The organism is Mycobacterium sp. ST-F2 (assembly GCF_001905655.1).
Lineage (GTDB): Bacteria > Actinomycetota > Actinomycetes > Mycobacteriales > Mycobacteriaceae > Mycobacterium.
Genome location: NZ_JMHT01000008.1, coordinates 44,884 through 60,347, shown reverse-complemented (window position 1 = coordinate 60,347; position 15,464 = coordinate 44,884). Strand labels below are relative to the sequence as shown.

The window sequence follows — 15,464 nt, the reverse complement described above, 5'->3', positions numbered from 1 at the left end:
ATGACCTGACGGTGCCCTTTCGGGCTGAGAATCCACTGAGACACCACAGGCCGCACCCTAGACTTCCTCCCCCGTCCGGGCAGGTTCATTTTCCGTGGTCACGCCCGTTACGTCCAGCCCAGAGGGTCGGTGTGTTGCGGTCACGCCCGAGGGCCGTCCCGGCAACACGAGATGGATCGACGTGCCCGGCGGCGACCCGCCCGGCACGGTGTCCTCGATCCGCAGTGCGCCACCATGTTTGAGCACAACCTGCTTGACGATGGCCAGCCCGAGACCGGAACCGGGCATCGCCCGTGCCGTCGTCGACCGGTAGAAGCGCTCGAACACCAGCGCCCGCTCCTGCGGCGGGATACCCGGCCCCCAGTCGGACACCACGAGCTCGGCGTGCGTCGGATTGATGCGCCCGAGCCGGACCACCACCACCGAGCCGGCCGGACTCCACTTGGCGGCGTTGTCGAGCAGGTTCAGCACCGCCCGGGACAACCCGGCCCCGTCGCCGTACACCTGCCATCCGGCGATGTCGACGTCGAAGTCAATGTCGTTGCGGCGGCGGCGAACTCGTTCCAGACTGCGCTCGACGACCTCGGCCATCTCGACGGGCTCGTGGACCGTCACCGCGGCGTCGTCGCGGGTCAGGTCGACCAGGTCGCCGACGAGGGTGGACAGCTCCTCGATCTGGGCGATGACGTCGGACTGCAGGCCCGCCATCTCCTCCTCGGGGAACGGCGGCGCGCCGGGTGCCATGGCCGCCATCAGCAGTTCGACATTGGTCCGCAGCGACGTCAGCGGTGTGCGCAATTCGTGACCGGCGTCGGACACCAACCGGGCCTGCCGGTCTCTCGACTCGGCGAGCGCCCGCAACATCATGTTGAAAGCCTCTGTCAGCCTGGCCAATTCGTCATTGCCGTACACCGGGATGGGGCGCAGATCATCGGTGCGGGCCACGCGTTCGGTGGCCTCGGTCAACCGGGCCACGGGTCTCAGCCCGGTCCGCGCGACCGTGCCACCGGCGATCGCGGCGACGGCCATGCCGATTCCACCCACGATGAGCAAAATGGTGCCCAGCCGTTTGAGCACCTGGCTGGTGGGCCAGAGATTCTTCGAGATCAGCAGCGAGTTACCCGACTGCAGATGCACCGCCAGCACGCGCTGATAGTTGGTGGTGCGCAACGACATCAGCAGCTTGCCGGCGATGACGTCCTTCTCGGGCGTCCCGAGCGGCAGCGTCTGCCCCTGCTGATTCGCGGTGTAGATCGACTGGCCCGGGATGACGTACATCGCGTTGACGTCCGAGTAGGCGGTGCCCTCGATGGCCTTGCCGGGGTCGACGGCCAGGGAACCGCTCTCGATGAGCAGTTGCGCGCGGCTGTGCAGCTGGTTGTCGATGTCGCCGTACAGCGCCTTCGACACCACGACGTACACCGCGACCGACATGAGGACGACGACCATCGCCACCATCGACATCGCGAGCAGCATCACGCGCCATTTCAGCGACACCGAACTGGCGTCGTGTTGCACCGTGCCGTCCGGCGTCGTCGCCGGCATCTGCGGCACTTCCCGCATCTTCCGATCCACGGTTGCGCGAAGCTTGTCGAGCATCAGGGTGGCGTCTCACGCAGCACGTAACCCACGCCGCGCACGGTATGGATCAGGCGTGGTTCTCCCTCGGCCTCGGTCTTGCGGCGCAGGTACCCGACGTAGACCTCGAGGGCATTGCCCGACGTCGGAAAATCGAAGCCCCACACCTCTTCGAGGATCCGGCTGCGGCTGAGTACCCGGCGCGGGTTGTGGATGAGCATCTCGAGCAGCGAGAACTCGGTGCGGGTCAGGCTGATCGACCGGGACCCCCGGGTGACCTCGCGGGTCACCGGATCGAGGCTGAGGTCGGAAAACGTCAACGCCGCCGACTCGGCGCCGTCGGCGGGGCCGGTACGGCGGAGCAGGGCCCGCATCCGGGCCAGGAGCTCCTCGAGCGCGAAAGGCTTCGGCAGGTAATCGTCGGCACCGGCGTCGAGGCCGGCCACCCGCTCATCGATCGAGTCACGGGCGGTCAGCATCAGCACCGGAAGGTCGTCACCGCTGCTGCGCAGCTGACGGCAGACACCGCGCCCATCCAGCCGGGGCATCATGTCGTCGAGCACGACAGCGTCGGGCCGGTCGCTGGAGATGCGCTCCAGCGCCTCGACACCGTCTTGCGCCAGTTCGACCGAGTACCCGTTGAAAGTCAGTGACCGACGCAGTGATTCGCGTACAGCGCGGTCATCGTCGACTACAAGGATTCGCACAGGCACAGTCTCACCCCACCGTCTGAGAGCGGACTGAGAAGACGCGCCACGCGGGCGCGAGAAAAACCGTCAGTCGGTTCAGGCGCGGCGGTCGAGGTCGATCAGACCCAGACGCGCGGCCTTGAGCAGGCGACGCGGCACCTTGTGTGCCTGACCTGCGACGTTCACGTTGACCAGGCCAGTGGCCTCGGCCTTCCACTGCGCGCGACGGCTACGGGTGTTCGAGCGCGACATCCTGCGCTTGGGCACAGCCATGATGTGCACCTCTCTGACTAAACGGAATTGCTTGCGGTCGGCCGCGTCGCGAACAAATAGGGCCTGGGGGCGCTCTATTGCTTCTCGCGTGCGCAGCGATTGCACCTCAGGATAGCCGTCGACCTGCGTAGGCTCCAAAACGTCGCCCCAACCGGGCAACACGCAACCCCCAGCCCCCTTGACTCGGTACCGCTAGTACCGACTAACCTCCCTACCGGTTGGTTGAACGACGGGAGTGTGTGTGACATCACCAGCAGTCCGGATCGGTAACTGCTCAGGGTTCTATGGCGACCGGCTGGCGGCGATGCACGAGATGCTCGCCGGGGGTGAGCTGGACTACCTGACCGGCGACTACCTCGCCGAGCTGACCATGCTGATCCTCGCGCGGGACCGGGCCAAGAACCCCGACCTCGGCTACGCCAAGACCTTCCTGCGTCAACTGGAGCAGTCCCTGGGCCTGGCCCTGGACAAGGGCGTGAAGATCGTCGCCAACGCCGGCGGCCTCAATCCGGCCGGCCTGGCAGCAGCGGTACGCGCCCTGGCCGACAAGCTCGGGCTGTCGGTCAACGTGGCACACGTCGAGGGCGACGACCTCGTGGCGCGCGCCGGCGAGCTCGGCTTCGGCACCCCACTGTCCGCCAACGCCTACCTCGGCGCGTGGGGCATCGTGGACTGTCTGAAGTCCGGCGCCGACGTCGTCGTCACCGGCCGGGTCACCGACGCCTCGGTGATCGTCGGACCGGCCGCCGCGCACTTCGGCTGGACCCGAACCGACTACGACGCGCTCGCCGGCGCGATCGCCGCCGGCCATGTCATCGAATGCGGCACTCAGGCCACCGGCGGCAACTTCAGCTTCTTCACCGAGATTCCCGACCTCATCCGCCCCGGTTTCCCGTTGGCGGAGATCTCCGCGGACGGGTCGTCGGTGATCACCAAGCACCCCGGCACCGGGGGACGCGTCAGCGTCGACACCGTCACCGCGCAGCTGTTGTACGAGATCACCGGCGCGCGCTATGCCAATCCCGACGCGACCCTGCGGGTCGACTCGCTGGAGCTGACGGCCGACGGGCAGGACCGCGTCCGCATCTCCGGCGTCCGCGGCGAGGCGCCGCCGCCCACGTTGAAGGTGTCGCTCAACAGCATCGGCGGCTTCCGCAACGCGGCGTCGTTCATCCTCACCGGCCTCGACATCGAGGCGAAGGCAGACCTGCTGCAGCGCCAACTGGAGGCCGCCATCACCGAGCGTCCGGCCGAGTTGCAGTGGACGCTGGCGCGGACCGACCATCCCGACGCCGACACCGAGGAGCGGGCCAGCGCCCTGCTGCACTGCGTGGTGCGCGACCCGGACCCGAAGAAGGTCGGCCGCCAATTCTCCGCGGCGGCAGTCGAACTCGCGCTGGCCAGCTACCCGGGCTTCACCACCACCGCACCCCCGGGCGACGGCCAGGTGTACGGCCTGTTCAAGCCGGGCTACGTCGACGCGGCCCTGGTGCCACACGTGGCGGTGCTGGCCGACGGCACCCGGACGGACATCGCGCCGTCCGCCGAGACGGTGGCGCTGGGACCGGTCGGCGATCCGGCCCTGCCGGAACCGCTGCCCGCCGGACCGGCCCGTCGCGCGCCGCTGGGCACCATCGCCGGGGCCCGCAGCGGCGACAAGGGCGGGTCCGCCAATGTCGGCGTCTGGGTGCGCACCGATCCCCAATGGCGTTGGCTGGCAAACACTTTGACGGTCGAGAAGCTTCGCGAGCTGCTGCCCGAATCCGCCGAGCTGCCCGTGACGCGACACCTGCTGCCCAACTTGCGCGCCATCAACTTCGTCATCGAGGGCATCCTCGGCGAAGGCGTCGCGTACCAGGCCCGATTCGATCCCCAGGCCAAGGGCCTCGGGGAATGGCTACGAACCCGTCATCTCGACATCCCGGAGGAACTGTTTTCGTGAGCATATGGACCACGCCCGAACGTGACGCACTGCGAAAGACCGTGCGCGCGTTCGCCGAACGCGAGATCCTCCCCCACGTCGACGAATGGGAGCGCAGCGGCGAGCTGCCCCGCTCGCTGCACGAGGCAGCCGGTGCGGCCGGCCTGTTGGGCGCCCAGGCACCCGAATCCGTCGGCGGTGGCGGCGGCGACGGCGCCGACGCCGTGATCGTCTGTGAGGAACTGCATTACGCCGGTGTGCCCGGCGGCGTCTTCGCGTCGCTGTTCACCTGCGGCATCTCCACGCCGCACATGATCGCCTCCGGCGATCAGCGACTGATCGACACCTACGTGCGACCGACGTTGCAGGGCAAGATGATCGGTTCACTGGCCATCACCGAGCCCGGTGGCGGCTCGGACGTCGGGCACCTGACCACGCGCGCCGACCGTGACGGCGACGACTTCATCATCAACGGCGCCAAGACCTACATCACCTCGGGTGTGCGCGCCGACTACGTGGTGACGGCGGTACGCACCGGCGGCCCAGGCGCGGCGGGTGTTTCGCTGATCGTCGTGGACAAGGACACGCCGGGCTTCACCGTCAGCCGCAAGCTGGAGAAGATGGGCTGGCGCTCGTCGGACACCGCAGAGCTGTCCTACGTCGACGTCCGCGTCCCGGCCACCAACCTGGTCGGGCCCGAGAACTCCGGCTTCCTGCAGATCGCCGGCGCCTTCGTCTCCGAGCGGGTCGGGCTTGCCGCGCAGGCATATGCGAGCGCGCAGCGCTGCCTGGACCTGACCGTGCAGTGGTGCCGGGACCGCGAGACGTTCGGCCGGCCGCTGATCACGCGGCAGTCGGTGCAGAACACCCTCGCCGAGATGGCACGGCGCATCGACGTCGCCCGGGTCTACACACATCACCTGGTGGAGCGGGAGCTCGCCGGGGAGACGAACCTCATCGCCGAAGTGTGCTTCGCCAAGAACACCGCCGTCGAGGCCGGTGAGTGGGTGGCCAACGCAGGCGTCCAGTTGTTCGGCGGCATGGGCTACATGGCCGAGTCGGAAATCGAGCGGCAGTACCGCGATATGCGCATCATCGGCATCGGCGGTGGCACCACCGAGATTCTCACCTCGCTGGCCGCCAAGACGTTGGGATTCCAGTCATGACCGCGCTCAAATCCACCCTCAATTCCGCGGCGGCCGGTTACACCGAGGCTGCCGCGGCGATGACGGCCAAGCTCGCGGAGCTGGATGCCGAGCACGCCAAGGCGCTGGCCGGTGGCGGCGCGAAATATGTTGACCGCCACCATGCCCGCGGCAAGCTGACCGCGCGCGAGCGCATCGAACAACTCGTGGATCCGGACTCGCCGTTCCTGGAGCTCAGTCCGCTGGCCGCGTGGGGTAGCGACTTCGTCGTCGGCGCCAGCCTTGTCACCGGCATCGGTGTCGTCGAGGGCGTCGAGTGCCTGATCGTCGCCAACGATCCGACCGTCAAGGGCGGCACGAGTAACCCGTGGACGCTCAAAAAGATCCTGCGCGCCAACCAGATCGCCCGCGAGAACCGGCTGCCGGTGATCTCGATGGTCGAGTCGGGCGGCGCGGATCTGCCCACGCAGAAAGAAATCTTCATCCCCGGCGGCGCGATGTTCCGCGACCTGACCCGGCTGTCGGCCGAGGGCATCCCGACCATCGCATTGGTGTTCGGCAACTCGACCGCCGGCGGCGCCTACATCCCCGGCATGTCCGATCACGTGGTGATGATCAAGGAACGATCCAAGGTGTTCCTGGCCGGCCCGCCGCTGGTCAAGATGGCCACGGGCGAGGAGTCCGACGACGAATCCCTCGGCGGCGCCGAAATGCACTCCCGCACATCGGGACTCGGCGACTACTTCGCACAGGACGAGCTCGACGCCATCCGCATCGGCCGGCGCATCGTGGCCCGGCTGAACTGGCGCAAGCAGGGCCCGACGCCGGCGCCGGTGGTGCCGCCGCTCTATCCGGAAGACGAACTGCTCGGCATCGTCGGCGCCGATCTGCGCATCCCGTTCGATCCGCGCGACGTCATCGCCCGCATCGTCGACGGCTCGGACTTCGACGAGTTCAAGCCGCTGTACGGCTCGTCACTGGTGACGGGCTGGGCCAACCTGTGGGGCTACCCGGTCGGCATCCTGGCCAACGCGCGCGGCGTGTTGTTCAGCGAGGAGTCCCAGAAGGCCACGCAGTTCATCCAGCTGGCCAACCGGTCCGACACACCATTGTTGTTCCTGCACAACACAACCGGCTACATGGTCGGCAAGGCGTACGAGGAAGGCGGGATGATCAAGCACGGCTCGATGATGATCAACGCCGTCTCCAATTCGAAGGTGCCGCACATCTCGCTGCTCATCGGTGCCTCCTACGGCGCCGGCCACTACGGCATGTGCGGCCGGGCCTACGACCCCCGGTTCCTGTTCGCCTGGCCCAGCGCGAAGTCCGCGGTGATGGGCGGAGCGCAGCTGGCCGGCGTGCTGTCCATCGTCAGTCGCGCGGCCACCGAAGCCCGCGGCGGCCAGGTCGATGAAGCCGCCGATGCCGCATTGCGTGCCGCCGTCGAAGCGCAGATCGACGCCGAATCACTGCCGGCGTTCCTGTCCGGCCGGCTCTACGACGACGGCATAATCGACCCCCGCGACACCCGCACCGTGCTGGGAATGTGCTTGTCCGCCATTGCCAATGCGCCGATCGAGGGGACGTCGAATTTCGGCGTCTTCCGGATGTGAGGAGCCTTCCGATGAGCGCTTGCGCGAAGAGCAGAGGACACAGTTCATGATTCGTAAGGTTCTCGTCGCCAACCGCGGCGAAATCGCCCGCCGCGTGTTCGCCACCTGCCGCCGGCTCGGCATCGGCACCGTCGCGGTGTACACCGACCCCGACGCGGCCGCCCCGCACGTCGCCGAGGCCGACGACCGGGTGCGGCTCGAGGGTCGCACCGGTTATCTCGACGCCGCACAACTGATCGCCGCGGCCAAGGCCTCGGGCGCCGACGCGATTCACCCCGGCTACGGATTCCTCTCGGAGAACCCCGATTTCGCGGCCGCGGTGCAGGATGCCGGGCTGACGTGGATCGGTCCGCCGGTGGCGGCCGTGCAGGCCATGGGCTCCAAGATCGAGGCCAAGAAGCTGATGTCGGCGGCCGGCGTTCCGGTGCTGACCGAGTTGGACCCCGACACCGTCACCGCCGACCAACTGCCGGTCCTGATCAAGGCGTCGGCCGGCGGCGGTGGCCGTGGTATGCGCATCGTCCGCGAATTGTCGGCGCTGCCAACTGAAGTCGCGGCGGCGCAGCGCGAGGCCCAGTCCGCGTTCGGCGATCCGACGGTGTTCTGCGAGCGCTATCTGGCCAGCGGCCACCACATCGAGGTACAGGTGATGGCCGATGCCCACGGCACGGTGTGGGCCGTCGGCGAACGCGAGTGCTCCATTCAGCGGCGGCACCAGAAGGTCATCGAGGAAGCGCCGTCCCCGCTCGTGGAGCGGATGCCGGGCATGCGCGCCAAGCTGTTCGAGGCGGCCCGACTGGCGGCCACCGCGATCGGGTACACCGGTGCCGGCACCGTCGAGTTCATGTCGGACGCGAACGGCGACTTCTTCTTCCTGGAGATGAACACCCGCCTGCAGGTCGAGCACCCGGTCACCGAGGAGACCACCGGACTGGATCTGGTCGAACTGCAATTGGACGTGGCCGACGGTGGTGCGCTCGCAGCGGAACCGCCCGCGACGCAAGGACATTCGATCGAGGCCCGGCTCTACGCCGAGGATCCGGCCAAGGACTGGCAGCCGCAGGCCGGCACGGTGCACCGATTCGAGGTACCGGGTGTGCGGACCGAGTTCAGCCTTTTGGGTCGGGCCGGAACGCGCGTCGACTCCGGCATCGTCGACGGTTCGGTGGTGTCGGTGTTCTACGACCCGATGCTGGCCAAGGTGATCTCGTTCGCGCCGACGCGCGACCGGGCCGCGGCGATCCTCGCCGATGCGTTGTCCCGCGCGCGCATCCACGGTCTGCGCACCAACCGCGACCTGTTGGTGAATGTGTTGCGGCACCCCGCGTTCCTGGCCGGTGACACCGACACCGCGTTCTTCGACACACACGGCCTGGCCGAACTGGCGGCACCGGCGGACACCGACGTCGCGCTGGCCGCCGTCGCCGCGGCCCTGGCCGATGCGGCACACAACCGCGCCACGGCAACGGTTTTCGCCGCGGCACCGAGTGGTTGGCGGAACCTCGCGTCGGGCTACCAGAGCCGTACGTACAGTGACGCGGCCGGCGCCGAACACCAGGTGCGGTACCGATACGCGCGCGCCGGCGTCGAGCTGCCCGACCGCGACGACGTCACCGTCGTGACCGCCGATCCCACTCGAGTGGTGTTGTCGGTCAACGGAGTTGAACGTTCGTTCGACGTCGCCCGATACGGTGCCGACGTTTTCGTCGACTCCCCCGCCGGTGCCGTCCACCTCGTGGCCCAGCCGCGATTCCCGGACCCGGACGCGGCGGTCGCGCAGGGCTCGCTGCTGGCGCCGATGCCCGGACTCGTGGTCCGGGTCGGTGCGGCCATCGGTGACTCGGTCACCGCCGGCCAGCCCCTGATCTGGCTGGAAGCCATGAAGATGGAACACACCATCGCCGCACCGGATTCCGGTGTGCTCACCGAACTCAACGTGCAACCCGGCCAACAGGTCGATGTCGGCGCTGTGCTGGCCCGGGTCGAAACCCCAGAAGGAGAATGACCATGTCTTTCATCGAATCCGACGAGCGCAAGGCGCTCCGCGAGGCCGTCGTCGCGATGGCCTCGAAGTTCGGCCAGGACTACTTCCTGGAGAAGGCCCGCGCCGGCCAGCACACCGACGAATTGTGGGCCGAGGCAGGCAAGCACGGCTTCCTGGGCGTCAACATGCCCGAGGAGTATGGCGGTGGCGGTGCCGGCATGTACGAGCTGAGCCTGGTCATGGAAGAGATGGCCGCCAACGGCTGTCCGCTGCTGATGATGGTGGTCTCGTCGGCCATCAACGGCACCATCATCTCCAAGTACGGCACCGAAGATCAGAAGAAGCGCTGGGTGCCGGGTCTCGCGGACGGCTCGCTCACCATGGCCTTCGCGATCACCGAACCCGACGCCGGCTCCAACAGCCACCGCATCACCACGACGGCGCGCCGCGACGGCGGCGACTGGATCCTGTCCGGCCAGAAGGTCTTCATCTCGGGCATCGACCAGGCCGACGCCGTGCTGGTCGTCGGGCGCACCGAGGACCACAAGACCGGCAACCTCAAGCCGGCACTGTTCGTGGTCCCAACCGATGCACCGGGCCTGAGCTGGACCAAGATCGAGATGGAGATCATCAGCCCCGAGAGCCAGTTCCAGGTGTTCCTGGACGAGGTGCGGCTGCCCGCCGACGCGCTCGTCGGCTCCGAGGACGCCGCGATCGCGCAGCTGTTCGCGGGCCTGAACCCGGAGCGGATCATCGGTGCGGCCATGGCCGTCGGCACCGGTCGACTCGCGATCCGCACCGCGACCGAGTACGTCAAGACCCGTCAGGTCTGGAAGGTGCCGATCGGTTCGCACCAGGGCATCTCGCACCCGCTGGCTCAGATCCACATCGAGCTCGAGCTGGCCAAGCTGATGATGCAGAAGGCCGCCACGCTGTACGACGCCGGTGACGACTTCGGTGCCGCCGAAGCCGCCAACATGGCCAAGTACGCCGCAGGCGAGGCCTCGGTCCGCGCGGTCGACCAGGCCGTGCAGTCGCTCGGCGGCAACGGCCTGACGAAGGAGTACGGCATCGCCGCCGCGGTCACGGCGTCGCGACTGGCGCGCATCGCTCCGGTCAGCCGTGAGATGGTGCTTAACTTCGTGGCGCAGACCTCGCTGGGTCTGCCGCGCTCGTACTGACAGGAAAGTCTCATGACCGCACTGGTCCACTACTCCGTCGAAAACGGTGTCGCCCGGCTGACGCTGGACTCACCGCACAACCGCAATGCGATGTCGACCGCGCTGGTGGACCAGTTGCGGCAGGGCCTCACCGATGCTGCGGACGATCCGGGCGTGCGGGTCGTGGTGCTCGGCCACACCGGCGGCACGTTCTGCGCCGGGGCCGATCTGAGTGAAGCCGCGGGTCGCGACCCCGGCGACCTGGCCACCGCGCGGGCGCTGGAGGCCGCCGGGTTGCTGCGGTCGATTCTGGAGCTGCCCGTTCCGGTGATCGCCGCGATCGATGGTCACGTCCGCGCCGGCGGCATGGGGTTGATCGGGGCCTGCGACCTCGTGGTCGCGGGCACCGCCAGTACCTTCGCCCTCACCGAGGCCAGGATCGGCGTGGCGCCCTCGATCATTTCGCTGACGCTGCTGCCGAAGATGACGGCCCGCGCGGCCGGTCGCTTCTTCGTGACAGGCGAGAAGTTCGGCGCCGAGGAAGCCGAACGCATCGGCCTGGTGACCGTCGCGACTAATGACGTACCGGCGACCGTGGCGCAGCTGACGGACGAGATCACCAAGGGTTCACCGCAGGGTCTGGCCGCATCCAAGGCACTGACCACGGCGTCGATCCTGGCCGATTTCGACCGCGACGCCGAGAAGCTGGCCAATCAGTCGGCGCAGCTGTTCGTCTCCGACGAGGCCCGGGAAGGCATGATGGCCTTCCTCCAGAAGCGGCAGCCGAACTGGAATAAGTGATCCATATCCCGTAACGGATGGGACATCGATGCGGCCACAGTTTGCCTCAACAGCCTTGCAAGTCGCTGTGATCGTCGTAGGCTCGAGTTGATGAGCACCCCAGGTTCGCGCGCACAGATGCGCGCCGCCGATACCGACCGGATCCAGGTCGCTCACCTCCTCAGCGATGCGGCCGCGCAGGGCCGGCTGCCGATGTCCGAGTACGAAGACCGGCTGAACCGCGCTTATTCCGCGCAGACGTACGCCGAACTGTCGAAGCTGAGCGCCGACCTGCCGTACATCACCACCGCGCCGTGGGAAACGGGCGGCGAATGCCATCCCGCGCCCTCGACGCTGCTGCTGGCGATCATGAGCGGATTCGAGCGCCGGGGCCGCTGGAACGTGCCGCAGCGGCTGACGTCGTTCTCACTCTTCGGTGGCGGTGTCATCGATCTGCGCTACGCCGATTTCACCTCACCGGACGTCGAGATCCACTCCTACTCGATCTTCGGCGGGCAGACCATCCTGCTGCCGCCCGAGGTCAACGTCGACGTGCACGGCGTCGGTGTCATGGGCGCTTTCGACCACCTCGGTCAGCAGGGCACCCCCGGCGCCCCGCGCGTCACCATCCGCGGCTTCTCACTGTGGGGCCGCGTCGGCATCAAGTCCAAGAAGCGCAAGCCCCCGCCCGCCGACTAGCCGCCAACTCCCCTTCCCGCGAGCGGCCGTGTTTGTACCCCGACGCGCCGTATCTCGCGTGCATTTTCGGCCCGCTCGCGGGCGACGAGCGTGCGTGTCTGCCACCAACACGCCGTCGTAGGCGTGCAATTTCGTCACGCTCGCGGCCGACGAGAGTCCGCCTCCTGCACGGGTTCGGCGGCGTGTCGCGGTACAGACACGGCCGCTCGCGGAAGGTGGTCAGCGACGAAGGTGGTCAGCGACGACTGGGTCAGCGACGACGCCGCCGCGAGCGCAGGTAGTCACCGACCACCGCGGCGCCCAATCCGTCGAGTTCGGGCACCACGACGCGGCCTTCGACGCGGCGAGCCACCTGGTCGATGAAGCGCGCCAGGCCGGGATCGCTGCCCAACCGGAAGATCGTGATCTGCGCCCCCAGCCGGGCCACCTCGTCGAAGCTGCGCACCGTGAAGGCGATGGTGCGTGGGTGCGGCGGGTAGTCGAAGAACGTCTCGGTCCCGTTGCGGTACTGCTCGAGGTGCGCCGTCGGCTCGCCGTCGGTGACGACGAGGACGACCGGCTGTGCGTTGGGATGACGCCGCAGATGCCGGCCGGCGAGCAACAGCGCGTGGTGCAGGTTGGTGCCCTGCTCGTAGACGCCTTCCAGCCCCGTCAGTTCGGCCGCCGACACGGTGCGGGCATGCCGGCCGAAAGCGATGATCTGCAACGCATCTGACCGGAACCGGGTGCTCACCAGGTGGTTGAGCGCCAGGGCGGTGCGCTTCATCGGGAGCCACCGGTTCTCCATGACCATCGAGAACGAGGTGTCCACCAACAGCGCCACCACAGCCTGGGTGCGGGTCTCGGTCTCCGAGATCTCCACATCGTCGACGGTGATCCGCAGGGGCCCGTCGTCGCGTGTGCCCGCCTGCCGCAGTACCGCGTTGGTCAAGGTACGGGTGACGTTCCAGGGCTCGGTGTCGCCGAACTGCCACGGCCGGGTGGCGCCGGTCAGTTCGCCGGCGGCACCGGCGCGACGGGTGTCCCGCTCGCCGTGGCGGCCGGAAAGCTGTTGTGCCACATCGCGGAGCGCCGCCTGTCCCAGCTGGCGCATGGCCTTCGGCGACAACCGCCACTGTCCGTCGGAACCGCGGTCCAGGAAGCCCTGGTTCATCAGGGTGCGTTCCAGTTCGGCCAGGGCGCGGGCGTCGACGGCGGCCTCGTCGCCAAGTTGCCGGGCGAGCATGTCCAGGTCGACATCGTCCATCTGGGCACCGGCGTAGCTCTGCGAAAGCTGTTCTGCCAGTTGCTCCAGTTCGGCAATGTCTTCCATCGCCTGCGCGGCCTCCCCTATGCCCAGCGGGTTGTTTCCGCTGAAATTGCGCTCGCCGGTCCAGTCCTCCCCCGGGCGGGCGGCCTGCAGGTTGGCGTCGAGCCGATCGAGCGCGTTCATCAACGACGGCGATCCGAATGCCTGCTGCGCCAACGCATCCAGCTCGGCGCGTTGATCGGGCGACAGGCTGTTGCGGAACCGCTGCGCGGCGGCGGCACGCTTGGCCAGGGAGTCCAGCAGCTCGTCGACGTTCTGCGGGTTCTCCGGGAAGAACTGGCCGTGCTTGGCCATGAAATCCTGGAAATCCTGTTGGGTGTCTTCGCCGTTGGCGTGCTTCTCCAGCAGGTTGTTCAGGTCGTCGAGCATGTCGTTGACGGCCTGACGATCCTCATCGGTGGCGTTCTGCAGCGCGTCCTTCATGCCGGCGAATCGCTGGTCCAGCATCTCCCGGCCCAGCAGATCCTTGATCTGCTCGTACTTCTGCCGTGCCTCGGCCGAGCGCCAGTCATATTCGGAGAGTTCCTGCACCGCCTTGGCCGGCGACGGCGACAGCGACTCCAACTGCAGTTCACCGAACCGCGCGTCATCGTCGAGCGCGCGGGCCAGTTCCTTGCGCTCGGCGAGCACGGCCTCGTCGAGCAGCTTCTTGATCTCCTGCAGGGTGCCATCAAGGTTGTTGCGCGACAGCAACTCCCGACGGCGCCGGTTGGCCTCGGCGGCCAGCCGGTCGGCGCCGCGCATGTTCTGGGTACCCCGGCGCAGCAGCTCGGACAGCGCGCGCCGGGGCGACGCGCCCTCCATGACGTCCTGCCCGATCTGCTCCAGCGCCTCCCGCAGGTCGACTGGAGGCGCCAGCGGGTCGGGCCCGCCGGTGTAGCGCGAATACCGCGAGAGGTGGTTAGCCATATACCGTTTCGCCGTCGTCGGAGGTCTTGTCGATGCGCTTGGCCAGATACAGCGCTTCCAGTGCCAGCTCGACGGCCGCCGCCCGCTCGCCGTCGGACTGCGCGCCCAACCGGTCGGCGATCGCGTCGATCACCGGCAGATCCGGCAGCGCGGCCAGCACGTCCTTGGCCGACACCCGCTCGCCCGTCGTGACCGGTGAATCTCCTTCCACCGCAACGACCAGGGAACCGACGTCGATGCCGCCGAGCAGCCGTTGCGCGGTGTCCGCGGTGGCCCGCCGCAGCAGGTGCTCCAGGACGGCCTGCTCGCGGCCTTCCTCACCCGACTCGAATTCCAGCTTGCCGCGCAGCACACCGATGATGGTCTGCAGGTCGACCACGCGAGCGACCGGATCCTGTTCACCCAGAATCGCGGAGCGGTGCTGGGCCGCGGCGCCGACGGTTTCGGCCGCGGCGATCGCGAACCGGGCCGAGACGCCGGAGCGCTGATCGATCGACTGCGATTCACGCAGGTACCGGGCGAAGCGGGCCAGGATCTGCAGCAGGTACTCCGGGACCTCGGCGGCCAGGTGCGCTTCCTGCTTGATGACGCCGACCTCCGCGTCGAGTTCCAGCGGGTAGTGGGTGCGGATCTCGGCGCCGAAGCGGTCCTTCAGCGGCGTGATGATGCGGCCACGGTTGGTGTAGTCCTCGGGGTTGGCGCTGGCCACCACGAGCACGTCCAGCGGCAGGCGCAACGTGTAGCCACGCACCTGGATGTCGCGCTCCTCCATCACGTTGAGCATGGCGACCTGGATGCGCTCGGCGAGGTCGGGCAGCTCGTTGATCGCGACGATGCCGCGATGCGCCCGCGGGATGAGGCCGTAGGCGATGGTCTCCGGGTCACCCAGACTCCGCCCCTCGGCCACCTTGATGGGGTCGATGTCGCCGACGAGGTCGGCGACGCTGGTGTCGGGCGTCGCCAGCTTCTCGAAGTAGCGCTCGCTGCGGTGTTGCCAGGTGATCGGCAGGTCGTCGCCGGAGTCCGCCGCCCGGCGGATCGACTCGGGCGTGATCGGCGAGTAGGGATGCTCTCCCAGCTCCGAGCCCGCGATGACGGGCGTCCACTCGTCCAGCAGACCGACCAGCCCGCGCAGCAGACGGGTCTTGCCCTGTCCGCGCTCGCCGAGCAGCACGATGTCGTGCCCGGCGATCAACGCGCGCTCCAGCTGCGGCAGGACGGTGTCCTCGAAGCCGAAGATGCCGGGCCAAACGTCGTCGCCGTCAGCCAGTGCTGCCAGCAGGTTCTCGCGAATCTCGGTCTTGATGCCCCGCTCGCGGTGGCCCGAGGCCTTGAGCTCGCCGACGGTCCGCGGCAGGTCGGACGGAAGGTCGTTAGGTGATGTCACGACCTCCACGCTACGAC

12 protein-coding genes are annotated in these 15,464 nt (G+C 68.1%); 7 read left to right on the top strand and 5 right to left on the bottom strand.

Going from position 1 to position 15,464, the window contains the following annotated elements; translation table 11 throughout:
* Positions 1-57: 57 nt before the first annotated feature.
* The 3 genes from EB75_RS04805 to rpmF form a co-directional block, all read right to left on the bottom strand.
* Positions 58-1,545, bottom strand: coding sequence for a HAMP domain-containing sensor histidine kinase (locus EB75_RS04805; protein ID WP_061005743.1), 1,488 nt, complete (start codon positions 1,543-1,545; stop codon positions 58-60).
* A 53-nt stretch (positions 1,546-1,598) separates the two neighbouring features.
* Entirely contained in the window at positions 1,599-2,285 is a 687-nt protein-coding gene (locus EB75_RS04800; protein ID WP_020099048.1) for a response regulator transcription factor, read from the bottom strand.
* A 78-nt stretch (positions 2,286-2,363) separates the two neighbouring features.
* Positions 2,364-2,540, bottom strand: a complete 177-nt coding sequence (gene rpmF / locus EB75_RS04795) for a 50S ribosomal protein L32 (protein WP_061005745.1) — start codon at positions 2,538-2,540, stop codon at positions 2,364-2,366.
* 241 nt (positions 2,541-2,781) lie between these two features.
* On the opposite strand from rpmF, the gene EB75_RS04790 reads away from it, so the two are divergent.
* The 7 genes from EB75_RS04790 (at position 2,782) to EB75_RS04760 (ending at position 11,842) form a co-directional block, all read left to right on the top strand.
* The gene (locus tag EB75_RS04790) at positions 2,782-4,482 is read left to right on the top strand and encodes an acyclic terpene utilization AtuA family protein (protein WP_073694425.1); all 1,701 of its coding nucleotides are present in this window, start codon (positions 2,782-2,784) and stop codon (positions 4,480-4,482) included.
* The gene (locus EB75_RS04785; RefSeq protein ID WP_073694339.1) at positions 4,479-5,627 is read left to right on the top strand and encodes an acyl-CoA dehydrogenase family protein; all 1,149 of its coding nucleotides are present in this window, start codon (positions 4,479-4,481) and stop codon (positions 5,625-5,627) included. Before EB75_RS04790 ends, EB75_RS04785 begins: the two co-directional genes overlap by 4 nt.
* Positions 5,624-7,219 (top strand): acyl-CoA carboxylase subunit beta, encoded by a 1,596-nt coding sequence (locus EB75_RS04780; RefSeq protein WP_073694338.1) that lies wholly within the window; start codon positions 5,624-5,626, stop codon positions 7,217-7,219. Before EB75_RS04785 ends, EB75_RS04780 begins: the two co-directional genes overlap by 4 nt.
* 46 nt (positions 7,220-7,265) lie before the next feature.
* Positions 7,266-9,224, top strand: coding sequence for an ATP-binding protein (locus EB75_RS04775; protein ID WP_073694337.1), 1,959 nt, complete (start codon positions 7,266-7,268; stop codon positions 9,222-9,224).
* Between the two features lie 2 nt (positions 9,225-9,226).
* Positions 9,227-10,384, top strand: coding sequence for an acyl-CoA dehydrogenase family protein (locus tag EB75_RS04770; RefSeq protein ID WP_061005746.1), 1,158 nt, complete (start codon positions 9,227-9,229; stop codon positions 10,382-10,384).
* 12 nt (positions 10,385-10,396) lie between these two features.
* Positions 10,397-11,164: an enoyl-CoA hydratase family protein gene (locus tag EB75_RS04765; protein ID WP_073694336.1), complete on the top strand. Its 768-nt coding sequence runs from the start codon at positions 10,397-10,399 to the stop codon at positions 11,162-11,164.
* A 90-nt stretch (positions 11,165-11,254) separates the two neighbouring features.
* A complete protein-coding gene (locus EB75_RS04760; RefSeq protein ID WP_061005718.1) occupies positions 11,255-11,842 on the top strand; it encodes a DUF1707 SHOCT-like domain-containing protein in 588 nt (195 codons plus the stop codon).
* 250 nt (positions 11,843-12,092) lie between these two features.
* On the opposite strand, the gene EB75_RS04755 is transcribed toward EB75_RS04760, so the two are convergent.
* Together EB75_RS04755 and EB75_RS04750 are read right to left on the bottom strand one after the other, a co-directional pair.
* Complete coding sequence (locus EB75_RS04755) at positions 12,093-14,060, bottom strand: vWA domain-containing protein (RefSeq protein WP_073694335.1); 1,968 nt, start codon at positions 14,058-14,060, stop codon at positions 12,093-12,095.
* Positions 14,053-15,447 carry a sigma 54-interacting transcriptional regulator gene (locus EB75_RS04750; protein ID WP_073694424.1) on the bottom strand — a complete coding sequence of 465 codons (1,395 nt, stop codon included), beginning with the start codon at positions 15,445-15,447 and terminating at the stop codon, positions 14,053-14,055. Before EB75_RS04750 ends, EB75_RS04755 begins: the two co-directional genes overlap by 8 nt.
* Positions 15,448-15,464 lie beyond the last annotated feature (17 nt).